The sequence below is a fragment of the Micromonospora sp. CA-240977 genome (assembly GCF_050942285.1).
Taxonomy (GTDB): domain Bacteria; phylum Actinomycetota; class Actinomycetes; order Mycobacteriales; family Micromonosporaceae; genus Micromonospora.
The window spans coordinates 6319553-6342986 of the sequence record NZ_CP192055.1 but is presented as its reverse complement, the minus strand read 5'-3'; the positions used below and the strand labels follow the sequence as shown (position 1 = coordinate 6342986).

Here is a 23434-nt window from a genome sequence, read left to right as displayed (position 1 = left end):
GAAACGCATACGGCGCGAGGTTGCACCGGTTACCCGGTGTCACCTCGCGCCGTCGATGCCCCGACCTGACGCCTCGCGTCAGCCGGCGGTCTCCGCCGGCACCCGCTCCTGACCACCCTCGGTCTTCTTGGCCTCCGGCTTGGCCGCCGGAGCGGCCGCTGGCATCCCCGGCACGATGCCGGCGAGCCCGGAGAGCATCTGGCCCAGCTGCGAGGTGACAGCGTCCTTCTGCCGGGTGAGGTCCTCGACCTCGCGGCGGGCGGCCTGCGTGGTCAGCTCCGCCTCGGTGCGCGCCTCGGAGAGCAGGCGCTGCGACTCGGCCTTGGCCTCGTTGAGCGTCTTCTCGGAGCTCGCCTTGGCCTTGTCCAGCGTCTCGGCGGCGTTGCGCTCCGACTCGACCCGGCGAGCCTCGGCGCGCTGCTCGATCTCCTTCGCCCGCTCCTGCGCGGCCCGCGCACGCTGCTCGGCCTCGCTGACCATCTTCTGGGTCTGCGCGACCTGGGCGGCGTGCCGCTCGGACTCCTCGCGCTCGGACTTCTCCCGACGCTCAGCCAGCTGAAGCTCCAGAGCCTGAAGGTCCTTGTCGCGCTTGTCCCGCGCGTCGGTCAGCAGCTTGGTCGCCTCGGCGCGCTTCTCCTCAGCCTCGCGGGCGGCCTTCGCCCGCTGCTGGGTGATCTCCCGCTCGGCGGTGGCGCGGAGGGTGGCGACCTCCCGCTCGACTGTCGACTTCAGCTCGGCGACCTCGTGCGCGGTGACGGTACGCAGCTGCTTGGTCTCACGATCGGCGTCCGCGCGCAGCGTGTCCGCCTCACGGCGGGCCTGCACCCGTACCTCGGCGGCCTCACGCTCGGCGGCCGTGCGCAGGTTGCCCGCCTCGCGCTCGGCGCTGGCCTTCATGGCCGCGGCCTCGGCGCGCGCCTTGTCGGTGATCTCGCGGGCCTCGAGGCGGGCGGCGGAGAGGATGCCCTCCGACTCGCGCTTGGCCTCGTTGCGGTGGTCGTTTGCCTGCTCTTCGGCGAGCCGGAGGATCTGCTCGACGCGGGTGCCGAGCCCGGACAGGGTGGGCCGGCTGTTCTCTTCGAGCTGCTTGTTGGTGTCGGTGAGCTTCTGCTCCAGCGCACTCATGCGCTGTTCGGCTTGGCGGAGTCGACGCTGGGCGTCGTTCATCCGCTGCTCGGCCTCGGCACGGGCCTGCTCGGACTGGGTCAGCGCGGCGGTCATCCGGCCGAGGAAGTCATCGACCTGGTGAGTGTTGTAACCGCGCAGGCCGACGGTGAAGTCTGGCTGCGAGTTCGCGTTATCGAAGAACGCGAGAGGGGAGGACTGCTGCTGGGGCATTGGGACATACTGGCAGACGCCCCAGGGTGCTTCGCAAGAGCGGTGCGCAGCTTTCGTGGCCTCTTTACATGGTCAACTCCCGCCATCGCCGGGGCGGCACCAATCGGCGATCTTGGCAGGTCCCGGGCGGGTCGGACGCCACGCAGCGTGACGCGGAAAAGGGCCCCGGGGCTACCCGAGGCCCTTTGTTCGATCCGGGTGGGTTTCTCGGTAATGGGAGCGGAAGAACAATGTGCGATCAGCGCATTGGCCATCGAGCGTTCGTCCGTCCGGCCGGCGGCCGGACGAGGTGGCCCCGGGTCGGCGGCGCCGGTCGGCGCCTCCCCGGCCCGGCGGCCCCGGTCAGTGCCCCCGGAACCGGTTGATCGCGTCCTCGTGCCGGGCCCGCAGCTCCCCGTCGCGTACGCCCAGACCGTCAGTGGGAGCGAGGCACCGCACCCCGACCTTGCCCTGGTGGGCGTTGCGGTGCACCTCGTACGCGGCCTGACCGGTCTGCTCCAACGAGTAGGTGCGGGACACCGTCGGGTGCACCTTGCCGAGCGCGACCAGGCGGTTGGCCTGCCACGCCTCGTGGTAGTTGGCGAAGTGGCTGCCCACGATCCGCTTGAGGTGCATCCACAGGTAGCGGTTGTCGTACTGGTGCTGGAAGCCGCTCGTGGAGGCGCAGGTGACGATGGTCCCGCCGCGCCGGGCCACGTAGACGCTGGCGCCGAACGTCTCCCGACCCGGGTGCTCGAAGACGATGTCCGGGTCCTCGCCGGCGGTCAGCTCGCGAATCCGCTCGCCGAAGCGCCTCCACTCGTCCGGGTCCTGGGTCTCCTCGTCCTTCCAGAAGCGGAAACCCTCGGCCGCCCGGTCGATGACCAGTTCCGCGCCCATCCGGCGGCACAGCTCCGCCTTCTCCGGCGAGGAGACGACGCAGACCGGGATCGCGCCACCGTTGAGCGCCATCTGGGTGGCGTACCCGCCGAGGCCGCCGGAGGCGCCCCAGATCAGCACCACGTCGCCCTGCTTCATGTTGGCGCCGTGGTGCGAGACGAGCTGCCGGTACGCGGTGGAGTTGACCAGCCCGGGGCTGGCCGCCTCCTCCCAGCTCAGGTGCCGCGGCTTGGGCATCAGCTGGTTGGCCTTGACCACCGCCAGCTCGGCCAGCCCACCGAAGTTGGTCTCGAAGCCCCAGATCCGCTGCTGCGGGTCCAGCATGGTGTCGTCGTGCCCGGCCGCGTCCTCCAGCTCGACGGAGAGGCAGTGCGCGACCACCTCGTCGCCGGGCGCCCACCGGGTCACCCCGGGACCGGTGCGCAGCACCACGCCCGCCGCGTCCGAGCCGACGACGTGGTACGGCAGGTCGTGCCGGCGCGTCAGTTCGGAGACCCGGCCGTAGCGCTGGAGGAACCTGAACGTGGGCAGCGGCTCGAAGATGCTCGTCCACACCGTGTTGTAGTTGATCGCGCTGGCCATCACCGCGACCAACGCCTCGCCCGGCGCCAGCTCCGGCGTCGGCACCTCCTGGACGTGCAACGCCTTGCGCGGGTCCTTGTCCCGGGTGGCTATGCCGTCGAACATCCGGGCCTCCTCGGCACGGACCACCACACCTCGGTAGCTCTTCGGTACGGGCAGCCCGGCGACGCCGGCGAGTTCGCGGTCCGGATCGCTCGATTCCTCCGCCGCCATGATCGCTTCGAGGATGTCCTGCACGGTGACCTCCGGTTCGTCCGCACCCGCACGGGCCCGGGTGCTGCCATCGTCGGCGCCGGTGCGGCACGACCACCATGTCGGCATTCGACACATCCGACCCTGGTCGCGCTCCGGTGGGGCCGGACGTTACTGAACGGTAGCTAGGCCGGGAAGTCCTCTGTGAAAAACTGCATCCGCCGATGCGTGAAGGTGTCCGGCCACCCCGCCAACCGCGCACTGACGTGCGCGGCCGACGGCTCCGACGGGCACGAGGCCCGGAGGCGCGCGGGGGGCGCGGCGCGACAACTTCAGGGATGTTGCTGCCTCAAGTGCGGCGGAGGCAGCAACATCCCTGAAGTTGTGCGGATCTTGCCGGCACCGGCGCGGGGCGCTGGCGCGGCGGGTCAGTGGAGGGTGGGGGCGGGTTCGACGAGTTCGACAAGGACGCCACCGGCGTCCTTGGGGTGTACGAAGTTGATCCGGCTGTCCGCGGTGCCGCGCCGCGGCGCGTCGTAGAGCAGTCGCATTCCCCGCGCCCGCAGCGCCGCGCAGGCCGCGTCGATGTCCACCACCGTGTACGCGACCTGCTGCACACCCGGCCCGTTGCGGTCCAGGAACTTGGCGATCGTCGACTCGGGGGTGAGCGGGGCGAGCAGTTGCACGCAGCCACCCTCGGCGGTCGGTCCGACGGTCAGCATCGCCTCCTGTACGCCCTGCTCGGCGTTGGTCTCGACGTGCACGCAGCGCATCCCGAACGTCCGCTGGTAGAAGTCGATGGCGGCGTCCAGGTCGGCGACCGCGATCCCGACATGGTCGATCTTGCGAAGCCCGATGTCTGTGACGGAGTCGGCACCGGGCTCGGCGGAGGAGTTCTCAGTCATGGCGCTAGTCTGGCCGAACATTCGTTAAGGCGTACAGCACGGCACCCCCTCGGAGGCAGGCATGGCTTCGGTGATCGTCAGCGGCGCGCGGACCCCGATGGGGCGGCTGCTGGGCAACCTCAAGGATCTCCCGGCCACGAAGCTGGGCGGGATCGCCATCAAGGCCGCGCTGGAGCGTGCCGGGGTCAGCCCCGACCAGGTCCAGTACGTGATCATGGGGCAGGTGCTGCAGGCCGGCACCGGTCAGATCCCGGCGCGGCAGGCGGCGGTCGAGGCCGGTGTGCCGATGTCCGTGCCGGCGCTGACCATCAACAAGGTCTGCCTCTCCGGCCTGGACGCGATCGCCCTGGCCGACCAGCTGATCCGTGCCGGCGAGTTCGACATCGTGGTGGCCGGTGGCATGGAGTCGATGACGAACGCCCCGCACCTGCTGATGGGTCAGCGCACCGGCTACAAGTACGGCGACGTGGTGGTCAAGGACCACATGGCGCACGACGGGCTCAGCGATGCCTGGGACTGCTGCTCGATGGGCGAGTCGACCGAGCGCCTCGGCGCCCGGCACGGCATCAGCCGCGCGGAGCAGGACGCCTTCGCCGCCGCCAGCCACCAGCGGGCCGCCGCCGCGCAGAAGAACGGCCACTTCGCCGACGAGATCGCCCCGGTGGTGATCCCGCAGCGCAAGGGTGACCCGCTGGTGATCAGCGAGGACGAGGGCATCCGCCCGGACACCACAGTCGAGTCGCTGGCCAAGCTGCGCCCGGCCTTCGCCTCCGACGGCACCATCACCGCCGGCAGTTCGTCGCCGATCTCCGACGGTGCCGCGGCCGTGCTGGTGATGAGCAAGGCCAAGGCCACCGAGTTGGGGCTGACCTGGCTGGCCGAGATCGGTGCGCACGGCAACGTGGCGGGTCCGGACAACTCCCTGCACTCGCAGCCGTCCAACGCGATCAACCACGCGCTGAAGAAGGGCGGCCTGAGCGTCGCCGACCTGGACCTCATCGAGATCAACGAGGCGTTCGCGCAGGTCGGCGTGCAGTCCACCCGGGACCTCGGCGTCAGCCCGGACCGGGTCAACGTCAACGGCGGCGCGATCGCGCTGGGGCACCCGATCGGCATGTCCGGCGCGCGTCTCGTCCTCACCCTCGCCCTGGAGCTGAAGCGGCGCGGTGGCGGCACCGGCGCGGCGGCGCTCTGCGGTGGCGGTGGCCAGGGCGACGCGCTGATCATCCATGTGCCGGGAAAGGCTGTGTCGGGCCGGTGAGCGAGGCGCCCGAGCACGTCCCATCCGCGGGTACCACGTCGGTGCGCCGCAGTCGGGACGTACCGATGCTGGTCGAGCGGGCCCGCGCGGGCGACCCCCGCGCGGTGGCCCGGCTGATCACGTTGGTGGAGAACGGCGACTCGCTGCTGCCGGCGATCGCCGCCGCGTTGGCGCCGTACGCCGGGCAGGCCCAGGTTGTCGGGCTGACCGGTTCGCCAGGGGTGGGCAAGTCGACCACCACGAACGAGCTGATCCGCGCGTTGCGGGCGCAGGGGCATCGGGTCGGCGTGCTGGCGGTCGACCCGTCCAGCCCGTTCACCGGCGGTGCGATCCTCGGCGACCGGGTGCGGATGCAGGACCACGCCACCGACCCGGGCGTCTACATCCGGTCCATGTCCAGCCGGGGTCACCTCGGCGGGTTGGCCGCGGCGACGCCGCAGGCGGTCCGGGTGCTGGAGGGCGCCGGCTGTGACGTGGTGCTTGTGGAGACCGTCGGGGTCGGGCAGGCCGAGGTGGAGGTGGCCTCGCTGGCCGACACCACGCTGGTGTTGCTCGCTCCCGGCATGGGTGACGCGATCCAGGCGGTCAAGGCCGGCATTCTGGAGATCGCCGACGTGTTCGTTGTCAACAAGGCCGACCGGGATGGCGCCGACGCCACCGTCCGTGACATCCAGGGCATGATCGCCCTCGGTGAGCGTGGCCCGGGGCAGTGGAGACCGCAGGTGCTCCGCTCGATCGCGGCGCGTGGCGAGGGGATCGACGAGATCGCGGCGGCGATCGACAAGCACCGGGGTTGGCTCGTCGAGCACGGTGAGCTGCGCCGCCGCCAGGAGGCGCGGGCCGCCGCCGAGGTCGAGGCGATCGCGCTCGGCGCCCTCCGCGCCCGGATCGGCTCACTGCGCGACGGTACGGAGTTGGCAACGCTCGCCGCCCAGGTCGCCGAGGGCGCGATCGACCCCTACCGGGCGGCTGACGAGCTGCTCGCCCAGCTCGCCCGTTGACCGTCCACCGGGGACATCCCGGCGCACTGCCGTCCTTGTAGGCTCGCAGCGCCCCACGGGCGGTGGGGGCCGTGCGGTGTGCCGGCGCGGTGGCGCGAGGAGCAGGGGGAGTGGCTATGGACCACGAGGCGACGCAGGAGCTGATCACGGCGTCGGCGGGGGCTGGCGGAACGACGCAGGTCTCCGACGAGGTGATCGAGAAGATCGCGGTCGCGGCCGCCCGCGCGGTTCCCGGGGTGGCCGAGTTGGGCGGGGACGTGGCCCGGTTTTTCAACTCGGTGCTGGACCGGGTCGGGCTGGACCAGGTGGGCGATGCCCGCCGGGGTTGTTCGGCCCACGTGACCGGCGATGCCGCGGTGGTCAACCTGGTGTTGGTGATCGATGCCGGCCAGCCGGTGCCGGAGATCACCGGGCAGGTCCGGGCTCGGGTGACCGAGGCGGTCGAGGCGTACGGGCTGCGGGTCGACGAGGTCAACATCCGGGTCGACGACGTGGCGATGGGCGGGCCGACCGCCTAGCGCGGATCGGGGCGGGGCGTCCGGGTCGCAGGTTACCCGTCGGTACGACGGGACTTAGCGATCGTTCAGGTGTGGGCCCTACACTCGACGTGCAGTCGAGGACCCGAGGAGGAGCCCTGCTCATGGACGCCGACGAGATCGACGCCGGACGGGCGCGTTGGCAGGCCCGCTACGACGCCGCACGCAAGCGTGACGCTGACTTCACCACGCTCTCCGGGATGCCTGTCGAACCGGTCTACGGGCCGCCCGAGGGCAGCGCGTACCCGGGCTTCGAGCGGATCGGCTGGCCGGGCGAGTACCCGTACACCCGGGGTCTGTATCCGACCGGCTACCGCGGGCGGACCTGGACGATCCGGCAGTTCGCCGGCTTCGGCAACGCCCAGCAGACGAACGAGCGCTACAAGATGATCCTCGGCGCCGGCGGTGGCGGCCTCTCGGTCGCGTTCGACATGCCGACGCTGATGGGCCGCGACTCGGACGACCCGCAGGCGCTCGGCGAGGTCGGCCACTGCGGCGTCGCCATCGACACCGCCACCGACATGCAGGCGCTCTTCGACGGCATCGACCTGGCCGACGTCACCACCTCGATGACCATCTCCGGCCCGGCCGTGCCGGTGTTCTGCATGTACCTGGTCGCCGCCGAGCGCCAGGGCGCCGACCTGTCCAAACTGGACGGAACGCTGCAGACCGACATCTTCAAGGAGTACATCGCGCAGAAGGAGTGGCTCTTCGACCCGGAGCCGCACCTGCGCCTGATCGGCGACCTGATGGAATACTGTGCCGCCGAGATCCCGCGCTACAAGCCGCTCTCGGTCTCCGGCTACCACATCCGCGAGGCCGGCTCCACCGCCGCGCAGGAGCTGGCGTACACCCTGGCCGACGGTTTCGGGTACGTCGAGCTGGGCCTGTCGCGCGGCCTGGACGTGAACGTGTTCGCGCCGGGGCTGAGCTTCTTCTTCGACTCGCACCTCGACTTCTTCGAGGAGATCGCCAAGTTCCGCGCCGCCCGCCGGATCTGGGCCCGCTGGCTGCGCGACGTCTACGGCGCGACCAGCGAGAAGGCCCTCTGGCTGCGGTTCCACACGCAGACCGCCGGGGTGTCGCTGACCGCGCAGCAGCCGGTGAACAACGTGGTACGCACCGCCGTCGAGGCCCTCGCCGCGGTGCTCGGCGGAACGAACTCGCTGCACACCAACGCGCTCGACGAGACCCTGGCGCTGCCCACCGACGAGTCGGCCGAGATCGCCCTGCGGACCCAGCAGGTGCTGATGGAGGAGACCGGCGTGGTCAACGTGGCCGACCCGCTCGGCGGCTCCTGGTACGTGGAGGCGCTGACCGACAAGATCGAGGCCGAGGCGGAGGAGATCTTCGCCCGGATCCGGCAGCTCGGCGGGGAGGGGCCGCACCAGATCGGCCCGATGACCTCGGGCATCCTGCGCGGCATCGAGAACGGCTGGTTCACCGGGCACATCGCCGAGTCGGCCTTCGTCTACCAGCAGGCTCTGGAGAAGGGCGACAAGAAGATCGTCGGGGTCAACTGCCACACCGGCACTGTCGCCAAGGAGCTGGAGATCCTGCGCATCTCGCACGAGGTGGAGGTGGAGCAGCGCCGGGTGCTGGCCGAGCGCAAGGGCGCCCGGGACGACGCGGCGGTCCGCGCGGCGGTGAGTCGGATGGTCGACGCCAGCCGTAGCGACGAGAACATGATCCCCGCGATGCTCGACGCTGTCCGCGCCGAGGCGACCCTCGGCGAGATCTGCGACGCCCTCCGCGCCGAGTGGGGCACCTACCGCGAACCCGCCCGCTTCTGACCCCACCCCATCCGCGTCTCCCGCTCCCGCACCTCCCGCTCCCGCACCTCCCGTTCCCGCACCTCCCGTTCCCGCACCTCCCGCTCCCGCACCTCCCGCGCCCCCAGCCCGGTGTTCCGCACGACGTCCGTGATCTTGCGGTTGCGGTCTTCCGGCGGACGACGCGAACGCCGCGTTCCGGCGGCCGGAACTGCGAGATCGCGGTGGCCGGGGGCGGGGGCGCGGACGGGGCGGGAGAGCAGGGTGAGAGTTGCAACGTCGGGGTTGTGGGTGACCTGAGATCGGCGGCTCACGTGCGAGACTAGGTAACCATGAGCGACCCACGGATCACCTCGTCGATCTTCACCCGCGGCGCGGTCGACCTCAGCACGCTGCGTGGCCCCGCACCAGCCAGTACCCGCCCCGGCACGCCCCCGCAGGGCGGCCCGTCCAACGGCACCCCCGGCGCGCCGACCGCCGGCGGGAGCACCGCCATCATCGACGTCACCGAGGCGACAATCCAGTCCGAGGTGCTCGAACGGTCGATGGCCGTGCCCGTCGTCGTGTTCTTCGGCGCGGCCGGCTTCCCGGAGAGCGACGAGTTCGCCCCGGTCCTGGAGCAGTTGAACGCCGAGGGCGGCGGCACCTGGGTGCTGGCACGGGTGGACGTGCAGGAAAATCCGCGAATCGCCCAGATGTTCCGAGTCCAGGGCATCCCGATGGTCTACGCGGTCGTCGGCGGTCAGCCGGTCGACGCCTTCTCCGGGGTGGTGCCCGAGGCCCAGCTGCGGCAGTGGATCCAGGCCGTACTCAAGGCCGGCGGGGTGACCGTCGCCGAGCCGGAGGATCCCCGCCTCGACGAGGCCGACGACGCGCTGATGAGCGGCGATCTGGACGCCGCCGAGCAGGCGTACCGGAAGATTCTGGCCGATGCCCCGGCGGACGCCGCGGCCACGGCGGGGCTGGCCCAGGTCGGGGTGGCCCGTCGGGTCGCCGGCGCGGACCCGGCCGCCGCGCTGGCCGCCGCCGAGAGCGCCCCCGACGACGTGGCCGCCCAACTGCTGGCCGCCGACATCGAGGTGCTCAGCGGCCTGGCCGAGCAGGCGTACGCCCGGCTCGTCGGTCTGGTCCGGCGCACCGCCGGGGAGGACCGGGAGACCGCCCGCCAACACCTGGTCTCGCTCTTCTCCATCGCCGGCCCGGACGATCCGGCCGTCGCCTCGGCACGCCGGGCACTGGCCAGCGCCCTGTTCTGAGTCACAAGCACGCCAGCGCGGGCCGGCGTTCCGGCCGGCCCGCCCGACCAACGAGGACGGGAGCTCATGATGCGCCGGATCGCCGTCCTCGACGCGCCGACAAATCTCGGTCTGCGGCCGCCGACGTCCACGTCGGTCCCCGGTTGCGCCAAGGCGCCCGGCGCGCTGCGCGACCACGAACTGCTGGCCCGGCTCCGCGCGCGCGACGCCGGCTGTGTCACGCCAGCCCGCTACGACCCGGGCGACTGGCGGCCCGGCGACGGGGTGTGCCACGCCCGGGAGATCGCCGACTACTCGCTGGCCCTCGCCGAACGGATCGGCTCGATCATCGACCGGGGCGAGTTCCCGGTGGTGCTGGGCGGCGACTGCTCCGTGCTGCTCGGCTCGGCGCTGGCCATGCACCGCCTCGGTGAAGCCGTCGGCGGGCGGATCGGGCTGGTCTTCGTTGACGGGCACTCCGACTTCCGGCACCCCGGCAACGCCTCTTACGTCGGCGCGGCCGCCGGGGAGGATCTGGCCCTGGTCACCGGGCGCGGCCAGGCCGACCTGGCCGCGATCGAGGGTCGCCGGCCCTACTTCCGCGACGTCGACGTGGTGGTGCTCGGCATCCGAGCCCAGGACGAGTACCGGCTCGACCTACAGGCCGCCGGGATCACCACCAGGCCGGTGCCGGCGCTGCGTGCCGAGGGCGCCGCCCGGACCGCCCAGTGGGCGCACGAGCAACTCGCCGACTGCGCGGGCTACTGGGTGCACATCGACGTGGACGTGCTCGACCCCGCGGTGATGCCCGCCGTCGACGCCCCCGACCCCGGTGGGATCGCCTTCGCCGAGCTGGAGATCCTGCTCGCCGGCCTGGTCGACACCCCGCACTGCCTCGGCGTGGAGCTGACCGTCTTCGACCCCGACTACGACCCCGACGGCTCGTACGCGGCCGAGATCGTCAACACCGTCGTCGCCGGCCTGGCCCCGGTCACCGCCCCGGAAGCGGTGCCGCCCCGGCTGCTGTCGTCCCGGCCGACGCCCGGCCCCCGGCGCGGTAACGGCCGTGCCACGACCGCCACCGAGCGGTCCGAGCGGCTCGCCGGGCTTGATGGGCGCCCGGGTCTGACCGGCATCAGCCGCTCCGGCAGTGACGTGGCCGAGGTCGGCCGCACCGATGGTGACCTTGCCGATGGCGTCCCCTTCGGCCCCGGTTCTCCCGCTGTCGGATCGGCTGTGGACGTGTCGTCCCGCGATGTCGAGGGCGCGGCAGAGGCACCCGGCAGTCGTGGGCAGGCCCTGGCCGAGCCGTCGAGCGTGGTGGCCCAGATCCCGGCTTCGGTCGAGCGCGAACCGGTCGGCCCGCCCGCGTCGGCCGGCCCAGGCCTGCTCCGGCGATCGCTGCCACCCGCCCAGGACTCTTCGGTCCAGGGCTCTCCTGCCGACAGCGGCTCGGACCTGCACAAAGCTGACACCGCCTGACCCGATCGTGGCCCGTTTGTCGTCGATCACCTCGGGTTCATTGAGGTCGGGTGTCTGGTCGCACGGGACACCGCGGTGTCAATGAACCCGAGTCGATCAACGTCGGCGCGGCGGGCGGGCCGCCCCTCGGCGTCCCGGAGTGGTGGTCGAGGTCAGGAGACGGGGAGGGCGCGGAGGAAGCGCTCGGCGATCGGGACGGCGGACGCCGTGCTGGCCCCACCCTTCTCCACGAAGACGGCGAACGCCACGTCGCCCCGCCAACCGACGAACCAGGCGTGGGTGTGGGCCGGGTTGTCGTCGTACTCGGCGGTGCCGGTCTTGCCGTAGACCTCGCCCGGCACATCCTTCAGCGCACTGCCGGTGCCGGTGGTGACCACCTCGCGCATCATCGCGCGCAGTGCCGCGACCGATTCCGGCTTGAGTTGCTCGCCCGGCGGGGCCGACGTGGCCGGCGCCGGATCGATGAGCAGTTTCGGCTGCTCGAAGCGGCCTCGGGCGACCGCCGCTGTGGCACCGGCCATGGCCAGCGGACTGACCAGCGTGGTGCCCTGCCCGAACGATGCCGCGGCCTGCTCGGCCAGGCTGCCGCCCGTGGACACCTTGCCGGTGAAGGCGTCCGTGCCGAGGTCCCATTGACCCTCCAGGCCCAACGAGCGGCCGGCGGCGGCCAGCCCGTCGCCGCCGAGCTTCGGGGCCAGCGAGGCGAACGCCGTGTTGCAGGACTTGGCGAAGTCGGTGCGGAACGGCACCGAACCGAGCTCGAAGTTGTCGGAGTTCTTGAAGGACCGACCGTCCACGGTGAAGGTCTTCGGGCAGGCCACCGGCCCGTCCAGAGTGACCGCGCCCCGGTCCAGCAGGCCCAGCGTGCTGACCATCTTGAACGTGGAGCCGGGCGGCACCTGCGCGGTGAAGGCCAGGTTTTCCCCGGCCGGCCCGGGGCCGTTCGCCGCGGCGAGCACCGCGCCGTCGCTGATCCGAAGCGCCACCAGCGCGGCCCGCCGTGGCTCGGCGCGCAGAGCCCCGTCGGCCGCGTTCTGGACGGCGACGTCCAGCGTGGTCTTCAGCGCCTGACCGGGCTGGGGCTCCCGGCGGAACAACTCGGCGCCGGTGGGTTCCAGTTTGCCGGCCTCGGCGGGACGCTCGACCACCACTGTCATCCCGGGGCCGCCGCGCAGCCGCTCGTCGTAGCGGCCCTGGAGCCCGCCGTGCCCGACCAGGTCGCCGACGACGTACCGGTCGGGGTGGGCGGCGAGGTCGTCGGCCTGCGCCGCGTCGACAGTGCCGAGCAGCGCCCTGGCGAATTCCCGGGTCGGCGCCAGGTCGATCTTGTCGGAGGTGAACTTGGTGCCGGGCAGGTCGTAGATCCGGGGCTTGATCTGCCGGTACGCCTCCTCGCGGAGCGACACCACCTCGACGAACGCTCCCGGTTCGGCCTTGGCCACCCGCTCGGGCAGGTCGGTCAGGTCGACCGCCGGGACCAGGGCGGGGCGGATCGCCCTGAACGCCGCGTCGAGATCCTTCACGAGCTTCTTGAGGTCGGTCACCCCGTCGGGCTGCACACCGACCCGCACCACCGGCCGGGGGGTCACGATCGGTTGCCCGGCAGCGTCCAGCACCGCGGCCCGGGCACTGGCGTCGCGGCGCACCGCCAACCGGTCACCCCTGGTGAGCTGCTCGTGCACCACCTTCGGCTCCCAGATCACCCGCCACTGGTCGCCGTCGCCCCGGGCGAGACGTACCTCCCGGTCGTACGCCCAGCGGGTCTGACCGGGCAGGTTCCACTCCACCTGGACGGTTGTGGTGGCGATGTCCGCCTTGACCTTCGGCTCGCCGCGCCGGGTCAGCGTGGGCGGGGTCGCCGCCAGCTCGCCGGAAAGCTCCTTGATCTCGCGACTCACCTCGGCCGACGACAGCTTGCTGCCGGTCGGGTCGATCAGACCGACCTTCTGGAGATCGCCGCTGCGCCAACCGGCGAGGAAGGCGTCGACGGTGCTATCCGGCCCGTCGTCACCCGAGCAGCCAGCCAGAACGCCGACCACGAGCAGCACTCCGGTGAGGGCGGCGACCACGCGGCGGACGGGGTTCGGCTGTGGGGGCCGGGGGTACGACGAGGGCATGAAGCTGGTCCTTCCGATCTCGGAGCGCCTTCGCACGGTAGTACGCCGACGTCGTCCCCAACGTCCCCCACGGTGGCGGGCGCGCTCAAAGACGGGCCGGGCCGGTGTGATGAACATCGCGTGGCGGGGTATCCCGCAGCCGGCCAACCTCAGACCCGCAACGGGTGAAAGGACAAAGTCCCGATCCGGACGTCTGGCCAGTGGTCCGCCGACGAAGGCGCACAACGGCAGGGCCTAGGCTGAGCGGCAGAGTGACCCACAACGCGGTGGGTCGAGGGGAGTGGCACCGATGGACCGGCGTCCGGCGATCAAACCGGAACCCGACCTCCGGCAGGATGACTCCGGCCGGGACGACGACAGCTTCGATTCGGCGACCGACGGGGACGGCTACGGCCGGCTCGACACGGGAGTCACCGGGCTGACCGGGTCGAGCATCGACACCATCTACGATCTGGGCCTGCCCACCGAGGCGTTGGCCGACGACGTGGAGGACGCCGAGCTCGACGAACCTGTTCCCAACGCGGAGCGCCTGGTGGCTCAGGCCGTCGCGCTCGCCGGGGACGACCACGACGCGGCGACACTCGTCGGCCGTTTCTGGCGGTTCGCACCGGACGAGGAGCTGGTCGGCTTCACGGCGGAGGAAATGCTCGACGCGGCCCGGGCGCACCGGGACCTCGCCCAGCAGCGGGTTCCCGGCGAGTTGAAACTGCGGATCCACGAGCCGCACGCCGACCAGCACCACACGGTCGTCGAGATCGTCACCGACGACATGCCGTTCCTCGTCGACTCGGTCACCGCGCTGCTCAACTCGTACCACCTGGATGTGCACCTGCTGGTGCACCCGCTGGTGGTGGTCCGGCGGGAGCCGTTGGGCCGGCTCACCGAGGTCTCCGCGGACGTGGAGCCGGACGACGCGATCGCCGGCGACATCATCGAGAGCTGGATGCGGATCGAGATCGACCCGGTCCGGGACGCCGCCGAGCGGGACCGGCTGCGCCGCGAGTTGCAGCGGGTGCTCACCGACGTGCGGGAGGCGGTGGAGGACTGGCCGAAGATGCGGCAGCGTGCCCTCGCGCTCGCCGACGAGCTGGCCTCCGCGCGTACCGCCGACAACCGCCCACCGGTGCCGGAAAAGGACATCACCGACTCGGTGGAGCTGCTGCGGTGGCTCGCCCACGACCACTTCACCTTCCTCGGCTACCGCGAGTACCGGTTGGTGGACGCCGCGGGCGGCGCTGCCGGCGATCAGGTCGACGGCCAGGCGTTGGAGGCGGTGCTCGGCACCGGACTGGGCATCCTGCGCTCCGACGCGCCGGAGGCCCGGCCGCTGGCGTCGATGACGCCCGAGGCGCACGAGAAGGTGCTGGAGAAGCGCCTGCTCATCATCACCAAGGCCAACTCACGGGCCACCGTGCACCGCTCGGCGTACCTGGACTACCTCGGCTTCAAGATCTTCAACGAGGCCGGCGAGGTGATCGGCGAGCGCCGCTTCCTCGGCCTGTTCTCCACCGCCGCGTACCGGACCAGCGTCCGGGAGCTGCCGGTGGTGCGCCGCAAGGTGGCCGAGGTGCTGGACCGTTCCGGCCTGAGCCGGCGCAGTCACTCCGGCAAGGATCTGATCCAGATCCTGGAGACCTACCCGCGCGACGAGCTGTTCCAGATCAAGACCGACGATCTCTACCACGCGGTGATCGGCGTGCTGCGGATGGCCGGTCGCCGGCAGCTGCGGGTCTTCCTGCGCCGCGACGCGTACGGGCGGTTCATCTCCTGCCTGATCTACCTGCCCCGGGACCGGTTCACCACGCAGAACCGGCTGCGCATGCAGGACATCCTGCTGCGTGAGCTGAACGGCGTCGGGGTGGACTACACCACCCGCGTCACCGAGTCGATGCTGGCCCGGGTGCACTTCATCGTGCGTACCGACCCGACCCGGCCGCCCGGCGAGATCGACGCCGACCTGTTGGCCGAGGAGTTGGCCGACGCGACCCGACTCTGGGACGACGACTACCGGCTGGTGCTGGAGCGCAAGCTGGGCGACGAGCAGGCCAAGCACCTGTTCACCAGGTACGCCGACGCCTTCCCGGAGGGCTACAAGGACGGGCACACGCCGTACGAGGCGATGAAGGACCTGGCGAAGCTGGAGCTGCTGGAGGAGCCCGGCCAGCTGGAGATGCACCTGTTCCGCAAGCAACTCGCGCCCCGCCCCGGCACCCGGGTGCCCGGCACGGAGCTGGCCGAGGCGATGGACGTCCGGTTCAAGGTCTACCGGTACGGCGAACCGATGATGCTCTCCGCCGTGCTGCCGGTGCTGCACTCCCTCGGTGTGCGGGTGGTCGACGAGCACCCGTACGAGGTGGACCGGATCGACGGTCGGGTCTACCTGTACGACTTCGGCCTGATGCTGCCCGAGGGGCACCACGAGCTGGCCGAGGTGCGCCCGCACGTGGAGAACGCCTTCGCGGCGGCCTGGCGCGGTGAGGCTGAGGTGGACCGGTTCAACGAGCTGGTGCTGCGCGGCGGGCTCACCTGGCGACAGGTGGTGGTGCTGCGGGCGTACGCGAAGTACCTGCGGCAGGCCGGCACTGTCTTCTCGCAGGACTACATGGAGCAGACCTTCATCGCGTACCCGAAGCTCGCCGCCTTGCTGGTGGAGCTCTTCGAGACGCGCTTCGCGCCGGGCGAGCAGACCACCGAGCAGCGGCAGCAGCGCAGTGGTGAGCTGGTGGAGATGATCCGGGCCGGGCTGGACGACGTGGCGAGCCTCGACCAGGACCGGATCCTGCGCTCGTACCTGACGCTGATCGAGGCGACCCTGCGGACCAGCTTCTACCAGAAGCCGGTCGGCGGGCGGCCGAAGGCGTACGTGGCGTTCAAGCTCGACCCGCAGGCCATCCCGGACCTGCCGGCGCCGCGGCCGAAGTTCGAGATCTTCGTCTACTCGCCCCGGTTCGAGGGTGTGCACCTGCGGTTCGGGCCGGTGGCCCGGGGCGGGTTGCGCTGGTCCGACCGGCGGGAGGACTTCCGGACCGAGGTGCTCGGCCTGGTCAAGGCGCAGATGGTGAAGAACACGGTGATCGTGCCGGTGGGCGCCAAGGGCGGCTTCGTGCTGAAGCAGAAGCCTGGTGACCGGGACGAGGCGGTCGCCTGCTACCAGGAGTTCGTCGGCGCGATGCTTGACGTCACCGACAACATCGTCAGCGGGCAGATCGTGCCGCCCGAGGACGTGGTCCGGCACGACGGCGACGACCCGTACCTGGTGGTGGCGGCCGACAAGGGCACCGCGACGTTCTCCGACATCGCCAACGAGATCTCCACGGCGCACAACTTCTGGATGGGCGACGCGTTCGCCTCCGGCGGATCCGCCGGCTACGACCACAAGAAGATGGGCATCACCGCCCGGGGCGCCTGGGAGTCGGTCAAGCGCCACTTCCGGGAGCTGGGCCTGGACACCCAGACCCAGGACTTCACCGTGGTCGGCGTCGGCGACATGTCCGGCGACGTGTTCGGCAACGGCATGCTGCTGTCCGAGCACATCCGGTTGGTGGCCGCCTTCGACCACCGGCACATCTTCCTGGACCCGGAGCCGGACGCGGCCACCTCGTACGCGGAGCGGCGGCGGTTGTTCGACCTGCCCCGGTCGTCGTGGGAGGACTACAACCCGGAGCTGATCTCGGCCGGCGGTGGCATCTTCCCGCGTACCGCGAAGTCCATCCCGATCACGCCGCAGGTCCGGGCGGCGATCGGCCTGGACGACGACGTCACGCACCTGTCGCCGCAGGAGCTGATGAAGGCGATCGTCACCGCTCCGGTGGACCTGTTCTGGAACGGCGGCATCGGCACCTACGTGAAGGCGTCCACCCAGACCAACGCCGAGGTGGGCGACAAGTCCAACGACGCGATCCGGGTGGACGGGCGCAACCTGCGGTGCCGGGTCGCGGGCGAGGGCGGCAACCTGGGCTGGACCCAGCTCGGCCGGATCGAGTACGCGTTGACAGGTGGCCGGATCTTCTCCGACTTCATCGACAACGCGGCCGGGGTGGACACCTCCGACCACGAGGTGAACATCAAGATCCTGCTGAACACGGCGGTGGCCGACGGCGAGTTGACCACCGCCGAGCGCGACGAGCTGCTGGCCGGGATGACCGACGAGGTCGCGGAGCTGGTGCTGCGGGACAACTACGACCAGGCTCGGGCGATCAACAACGCCCAGGCGCAGGCCGCCTCGCTGCTTCCGGTGCACCGTCGGATGATCAACGAGCTGGAGCGGTCCGGCGCGCTGGACCGGGCGCTTGAGGCGCTGCCGCCGGACGAGGAACTGGCGGTCCGCAGCGAGTCCGGGCTGACCGCGCCGGAGTTCGCTGTGCTGCTCGCGTACGTGAAGATCGTCCTGGAGCGGGAGATCCTCACCGAGGGTCTGGCCGACGAGGAGTGGACGACCGAGGTCCTTGTCAACTACTTCCCGACGCCGATGCGGGAGCGGTTCGCCGACCGGATGGGCCGGCACCGGCTGCGCCGGGACATCGTCACCACGGTGCTGGTCAACGAGGCGATCAACCGGGGCGGCATCTCGTTCATCTTCCGGGTGGTCGAGGAGACGGCGGCCAGCGCGGCGGACGTGATCCGGGCGTACGTGGTGGTCAGCGAGGTGTTCGGCCTCCGCGACCTGTGGGACGCGGTCGAGGCGCTGGACAACAAGGTCGCACCGGAGCTGCAGACCAGCGTCTACCTGGACACCCGTCGGCTGCTCGACCGGGCGGTGCGGTGGCTGGTGTCCAACCGGCGCTCGCCGATCGACGTGCCGGCCGAGATCGCCCGACTGCGCGACGGCGTCACCCGGCTGCTGCCGGGGCTGGAGGAGCTGTTCTACGGCAACGAGCGGCAGGGCATCGCCGCGCACATGGACTCGATGACCGAGCGTGGGCTGCCTCGCGAGCTGGCGGAACGCGCGACCCGGCTGATGTACAGCTTCGGTCTGATGGACGTGGTGGAGACGGCGAACGCCAGCGGGCGGGACGTCAGCGAGGTGGCCTCGGTCTACTTCGTGCTGTCCGACCTGTTCCGGGTGGACTCGCTGCTGTCGAAGATCTCCCTGCTGCCTCGGGAGGACCGCTGGCAGACGCTGGCCCGGATGGCGCTGCGCTACGACCTGTACGCCGCGCTGGCCGCGCTCACCGCCGAGGTGTTCGACTCCACCCCGGAGGACCTGCCGCCGCACGAGCGGGTGCAGCAGTGGGAGCAGTCGAACGCGACCTCGATCCACCGCGCCCGCCGGGCGATGGGGGAGTTCGACGAGTCGCGGGCGGATCTCGCCGCCCTGTCGGTGCTGCTGCGCCAGATCCGCACCCTGGTGCGGACCTCCGCAGCTGCCTGAGGTCAGGTACGCCGGACGCGGTCCGGCCGGTCGGGTCACCCCGACCGGCCGGACCGCGTTTCGTTGTCGTCCCCGATCAGGCCGTCAGGGTGGCGAAGACGACGATGTTGTCCGGATAGCTCTTGGCGGCCTCGTCGAACTGACCACCGCAGGTGACCACCCGCAGACCGGGCCGGTCGCTGGGCCCGTACACCAACTCGGTGGGGAAGGCCGTCTTCGGGTACGACTTCACCGAGTCGATCTGGAACGTGGCCGGCTGGCCGTCCGCCCGCCGTACCGTGATCGTGTCGCCGGGTACGAGGGAGCCGAGGTCGAAGAAGACCGCCGGGCCGAGCTTCGCCGAGTCCACGTGCCCGACGATGACCGCGTTACCGGTCTCGCCGGGGCTCGCGCCGGGCTCGTACCACCCAGCCTGGTCGGCCTGCTCCAACGGGGGGACCTGGACGGTGCCGTCCGGGTTGGTGCCGAGTGACAGGACCGTCGCGTTGACGCCGATCCGGGGGATCTCGATGCTGGTCGGTGCGGAGCGTGCCAGCCCGGCCGGCACATCCCCCTGATCGACCGGCTGCCCGTCGACCGGCGGGACGGCGGTGGTGTCGGCCGGCCTGCTCACCTCGGGACCGGCCTGGGCCAGCGGCTGCGGCGGTCGGGCCGGGGGCGTGGTCTTCAGGGCGAAGCCGATCATGCCGGCGCCGATCATGGCCATGGTGACGACGACGGCCGTGCCGGCGGCACGCCACGGTCTCCCGTGACGGCCGCCGGCCCGTGTCGCCGTCACGTCAGACGAGCGAACCATCGGTCCGCCGACGACGCATCAGCACGATCCCGCCCAGCGCGGCAGCGCCGAGCAGGCCCGCCCCGCCGGTGGCCAGGCCACGGTCGGTACCGGTGCTGGCGCCACCGTCACCACCGTCGACACCGCCGTGCGGCAGCACGACGAGCTCGCCCTCGCCGCACGAGCCCTTGAGCTCGTAGCGACCCGGCTTGGCGTCCTTGTCGACCTTGGCCTCGCCGTAGTAGACGAACTCGCGCTCCTTCTCCCAGCTGTCCTCGTCGGAGCCGTGCTCGTCGCGGGAGTCGCGGCCCTTGTCCGAGCCGTGCTCGTCGCGGGAGTCCCGGCCCTTGTCGGAGCCGTGCTCGTCGCGGGAGTCGCGGCCCCTGTCCGAGCCGTGCTCGTCGCGGGAGTCGCGGCCCTTGTAGGAGCCGTCCTCGTCGCGGGAGTTCCAGCCCTTGTCGGAGCCGTACTCGTCCTCGTCGCGGGAGTCGCGGCCCTTGTCGGAGCCGTACTCGTCCTCGTCGCGGGAGTTCCGGCCCTTGTCGGAGCCGTACTCGTCCTCGTCGCGGGAGTCGCGGCCCTTGTAGGAGCCGTGCTCGTCGCGGGAGTTCCAGCCCTTGTCGGAGCCGTACTCGTCCTCGTCGCGGGAGTTCCGGCCCTTGTCGGAGCCGTACTCGTCCTCGTCGCGGGAGTCGCGGCCCTTGTAGGAGCCGTGCTCGTCGCGGGAGTTCCAGCCCTTGTCGGAGCCGTACTCGTCCTCGTCGCGGGAGTCGCGGCCCTTGTCGGAGCCGTACTCGTCCTCGTCGCGGGAGTCCCGGCCCTTGTCCGAGCCGTGCTCGTCCTTGGACTTCCAGTCCTTCTTGTCTTCGTCCTTGGAGCCCCAGCCCTTCTCGTCGCGGCTGTCCTCCGCGTCCTGGCCGTGCTCCTCGCCCTTCCAGTCCTTGCTGCCCTCGTCCTCGTAGGCGTCGGCGGCAGCGCCGCCACCCTGGCCGCCGGGCTGCGACTTGTCCTTGTCGTCCTTGCCGTGCTCGTCCTTGCCGTTTTCGTCCTTGCCCTCGTGGTCCTTGCCCTTGTCGTCCTTGCCGTGCTCGTCCTTGCCGTTTTCGTCCTTGCCCTCGTGGTCCTTGCCCTTGTCGTCCTTGCCGTGCTCGTCCTTGCCGTTCTCGTCCTTGCCCTCGTCGTCCTTGCCGTGTTCGTCCTTGCCGTTCTCGTGGTCGTAGGAGTCCTCCTCCTCGCTCCACTCGCGGTCCTCGCCCCGGTCCTCCTTGGCGGGGTCGAGCTTGACCTTGCCGGTGACCTTGGACCACACGAACGCGTGCTCCTGCCGATCCGGGCAGATCTCGAGGAGCTTGACCTCTTCGCCGGCCTTGACGACGTGCGGCTTGGCGTAGACCTTGCCGTCGTGGTCCTTGCCGTCGTCGTGGCCGTTGGCGTAGGCGATCCCCGGTGCGAACACCAGGAGCGACGCGCCGCCGAGCGCGGCGCCCGCAACGACCTTCCCGAGCATCTTCTTAGCCATGACCTGCGTCACTCCATCCCTGTTGTCCTGCGCTCGGCGACAACCGAGCTAAGACCGACGTTAGACCGTTTCACGACTTATGAAGTGAAAGATTCGCGTTTTGGCCTTTGGTCAGAGTAAGAGGTGAAGGGGTGCTACGCGGCTTTCGGTGCGCCCCGCGCCCTCTCTGGGGTCGGGGCGCGTTCCGGGCGGCGCACGGCGTTCGGCGCTGGTCGTGCCGGACCGCCTCGGCCATCCGGTAGTGCCGCCGGGGGTCTCGGACGTGCCGCTCGGGGGAGATCCGGGGGGTATCGTCCGAAACGGATCCGCGGGTGACCCGCGCCCACCACGCATCGAGCCATTGCCATGGAAGCGCTCCCATGTAAGAATCGGCGCACGCGGTTCGGGGAGCCACACCGCGCAGGCAGGCAGTCGAGGGCACCCGGTTCGCCGGGGCGACATCCCGCCGTCGATCGACCCGCCACCGCGCTGGTCGTGCACCACCACCACCATCGCCCGTCCGGGTCGGGCGTCCCCGAAAAATCCCGTTGGCGCCGGCGGCCGTCCGTTCAGGACGCCCACCGGGCCGTCTCGCCGGGCCGTACGTGGGCCCGGTCTCGCCCAAGGAGATCAGTGGCATGAATGTGTGGAGAAGGCTGTCCGGCCAACGCCGGGCCCTCGCGCTCGCCGGCGCGGGTGCCCTGGTCGCCGGTGGGTTGGTGACGATCCCGGTCACCGCGGCGCAGGCCGCGACGCAGTGCGACATCGCGTACACGACAAATGAGTGGCAGGGCGGCTTCACCGCCAACATCACCATCAAGAACCTCGGCGACGCGGTCAACGGCTGGACGCTCGGCTGGACCTTCCCCAACTCCGGCCAGCGGGTGCAGCAGGGCTGGTCGGCGACGTTCGCCCAGTCCGGCAGCCAGGTCACCGCCCGCAGCATGTCCTACAACGGCACCCTCGCCACCGGTGCGTCGACAAGCATCGGCTTCAACGGCGCGTGGAGCGGCAGCAACCCGAAGCCGACCTCGTTCACCCTCAACGGCGTGGTCTGCGGCGGTGGCACGAACCCGACCACGGCGCCGCCGACCTCGGCACCGCCCACCTCGGCCCCGCCGACCACGGCCCCGCCGACCTCGGCCCCGCCGACCACTGGTCCGCCGCCCACCACGCCCCCGCCGGGAGTGAAGGTGGACAACCCGTACGCCGGCGTCCCGGGCTACGTGAACCCGGAGTGGAAGGCCAAGGCGGACGCCGAGACGGGCGGCAGCCGGGTCTCGAACAACCCCACCGCCGTCTGGCTGGACCGGATCGCCGCGATCAACGGCACGCCGAACAGCAGCTCCAACGGCGCCTTCGGGGTGAAGGACCACCTGGACGAGGCGCTGCGCCAGGGCGCCGGCTACATCCAGTTCGTCATCTACAACCTGCCCGGCCGGGACTGCTCGGCGCTCGCCTCCAACGGTGAGCTGGGCCCGGACGAGCTGCCCAGGTACAAGTCCGAGTACATCGACCCGATCGCCGCGATCCAGGGCGACTCGAAGTACCGGAACATCCGGATCATCAACATCATCGAGATCGACTCGCTGCCGAACCTGGTGACCAACACCTCCGGACAGGCCGGCGGCACTGTCATGTGCGACACGGTCAAGGCCAACGGCGCGTACGTCAACGGTGTCGGCTACGCCCTCGCCAAGCTGGGCGCGATCGGCAACGTCTACAACTACATCGACGCCGGGCACCACGGCTGGCTCGGTTGGGACAGCAACTTCAACCCGTCCGCCGAGATCCTGAAGACCGCCGCTGTCGCCTCCGGCAGCACCGTCAACAACGTGCACGGCTTCATCACCAACACCGCGAACTACTCGGCGCTCACGGAGCCGTACTTCAAGGTCACCGACAACGTGAACGGCCAGACGGTGCGGCAGTCCAAGTGGATCGACTGGAACTACTACGTCGACGAGCTGTCGTTCGCCCAGGCGTTCCGGACCAAGCTGGTCTCGTTGGGCTTCAACTCCAACATCGGCATGCTGATCGACACCTCCCGCAACGGCTGGGGCGGCGCCAACCGGCCCACCGGCCCGGGCGCGACGACCAGCGTCGACACGTACGTCAACGGTGGCCGGATCGACCGCCGGTACCACGCCGGCAACTGGTGCAACCAGGCTGGCGCGGGTCTCGGCGAGCGGCCCCGGGCGAACCCGGCGACGGGCATCGACGCCTACGTCTGGGTGAAGCCGCCGGGCGAGTCGGACGGCTCCAGCTCGGAGATCCCGAACAACGAGGGCAAGGGCTTCGACCGGATGTGCGACCCGACGTACGGCGGTAACGCCCGCAACGGCAACAACCCGACCGGGGCGCTGGGAGGCGCGCCGATCTCGGGTGCGTGGTTCTCCGCCCAGTTCCAGGAGCTCATGCGCAACGCGTACCCGGCGCTCTGACCGGAACGCGCCCGTAACCACCCGCCGCCGGCAGTAGGTGAGGCAC

15 protein-coding genes are annotated in these 23434 nt (G+C 70.9%); 8 read left to right on the top strand and 7 right to left on the bottom strand.

All coding sequences use genetic code 11. The features are described from left to right. Window positions 1-78: 78 nt before the first annotated feature. The 3 genes from ACQPWW_RS28705 to mce form a co-directional block, all read right to left on the bottom strand. The gene (locus tag ACQPWW_RS28705; RefSeq protein ID WP_433126823.1) at window positions 79-1338 is read right to left on the bottom strand and encodes a DivIVA domain-containing protein; all 1260 of its coding nucleotides are present in this window, start codon (window positions 1336-1338) and stop codon (window positions 79-81) included. A 342-nt stretch (window positions 1339-1680) separates the two neighbouring features. Beyond that, the gene (gene ccrA / locus ACQPWW_RS28700; RefSeq protein ID WP_433134633.1) at window positions 1681-3036 is read right to left on the bottom strand and encodes a crotonyl-CoA carboxylase/reductase; all 1356 of its coding nucleotides are present in this window, start codon (window positions 3034-3036) and stop codon (window positions 1681-1683) included. Window positions 3037-3419: 383 nt separating this feature from the next. After that, window positions 3420-3896, bottom strand: a complete 477-nt coding sequence (mce, locus tag ACQPWW_RS28695) for a methylmalonyl-CoA epimerase (protein ID WP_433126821.1) — start codon at window positions 3894-3896, stop codon at window positions 3420-3422. Between the two features lie 61 nt (window positions 3897-3957). Between mce and ACQPWW_RS28690 the strand changes: the two genes are divergently transcribed. The 4 genes from ACQPWW_RS28690 (at window position 3958) to ACQPWW_RS28675 (ending at window position 8487) form a co-directional block, all read left to right on the top strand. Next, window positions 3958-5157, top strand: a complete 1200-nt coding sequence (locus ACQPWW_RS28690; RefSeq protein WP_433126819.1) for an acetyl-CoA C-acetyltransferase — start codon at window positions 3958-3960, stop codon at window positions 5155-5157. Between the two features lie 65 nt (window positions 5158-5222). Further along, a complete protein-coding gene (meaB, locus tag ACQPWW_RS28685; protein ID WP_433126817.1) occupies window positions 5223-6158 on the top strand; it encodes a methylmalonyl Co-A mutase-associated GTPase MeaB in 936 nt (311 codons plus the stop codon). Window positions 6159-6274: 116 nt separating this feature from the next. Then, window positions 6275-6676, top strand: coding sequence for an Asp23/Gls24 family envelope stress response protein (locus ACQPWW_RS28680; protein ID WP_433126815.1), 402 nt, complete (start codon window positions 6275-6277; stop codon window positions 6674-6676). 122 nt (window positions 6677-6798) lie between these two features. Beyond that, the gene (locus tag ACQPWW_RS28675) at window positions 6799-8487 is read left to right on the top strand and encodes an acyl-CoA mutase large subunit family protein (protein WP_433126814.1); all 1689 of its coding nucleotides are present in this window, start codon (window positions 6799-6801) and stop codon (window positions 8485-8487) included. Here the strand turns inward: ACQPWW_RS28675 and ACQPWW_RS28670 are convergent. After that, window positions 8463-8609: a hypothetical protein gene (locus tag ACQPWW_RS28670; RefSeq protein WP_433126812.1), complete on the bottom strand. Its 147-nt coding sequence runs from the start codon at window positions 8607-8609 to the stop codon at window positions 8463-8465. The two genes, ACQPWW_RS28675 and ACQPWW_RS28670, sit on opposite strands and share 25 nt — an antisense overlap. 189 nt (window positions 8610-8798) lie before the next feature. On the opposite strand from ACQPWW_RS28670, the gene ACQPWW_RS28665 reads away from it, so the two are divergent. Then, window positions 8799-9722, top strand: coding sequence for a tetratricopeptide repeat protein (locus tag ACQPWW_RS28665; protein ID WP_433126811.1), 924 nt, complete (start codon window positions 8799-8801; stop codon window positions 9720-9722). Window positions 9723-9788: 66 nt separating this feature from the next. Then, entirely contained in the window at window positions 9789-11183 is a 1395-nt protein-coding gene (locus ACQPWW_RS28660) for an arginase family protein (protein WP_433126809.1), read from the top strand. A gap of 152 nt (window positions 11184-11335) precedes the next feature. On the opposite strand, the gene ACQPWW_RS28655 is transcribed toward ACQPWW_RS28660, so the two are convergent. Further along, a complete protein-coding gene (locus ACQPWW_RS28655; protein ID WP_433126807.1) occupies window positions 11336-13300 on the bottom strand; it encodes a penicillin-binding transpeptidase domain-containing protein in 1965 nt (654 codons plus the stop codon). Between the two features lie 289 nt (window positions 13301-13589). Here ACQPWW_RS28655 and ACQPWW_RS28650 point away from each other — a divergent pair, with 289 nt between their 5' ends. Next, window positions 13590-18671, top strand: coding sequence for an NAD-glutamate dehydrogenase (locus ACQPWW_RS28650; RefSeq protein WP_433126805.1), 5082 nt, complete (start codon window positions 13590-13592; stop codon window positions 18669-18671). A 76-nt stretch (window positions 18672-18747) separates the two neighbouring features. Here the strand turns inward: ACQPWW_RS28650 and ACQPWW_RS28645 are convergent, their stop codons facing one another. Both ACQPWW_RS28645 and ACQPWW_RS28640 read right to left on the bottom strand, forming a co-directional pair. Then, window positions 18748-19449, bottom strand: coding sequence for a class F sortase (locus ACQPWW_RS28645; RefSeq protein ID WP_433126804.1), 702 nt, complete (start codon window positions 19447-19449; stop codon window positions 18748-18750). 1 nt (window position 19450) lies between these two features. Then, a complete protein-coding gene (locus tag ACQPWW_RS28640; RefSeq protein ID WP_433126802.1) occupies window positions 19451-20965 on the bottom strand; it encodes a hypothetical protein in 1515 nt (504 codons plus the stop codon). A 617-nt stretch (window positions 20966-21582) separates the two neighbouring features. Between ACQPWW_RS28640 and ACQPWW_RS28635 the strand changes: the two genes are divergently transcribed. Next, window positions 21583-23388: a glycoside hydrolase family 6 protein gene (locus ACQPWW_RS28635; protein ID WP_433126800.1), complete on the top strand. Its 1806-nt coding sequence runs from the start codon at window positions 21583-21585 to the stop codon at window positions 23386-23388. Window positions 23389-23434: the final 46 nt, after the last annotated feature.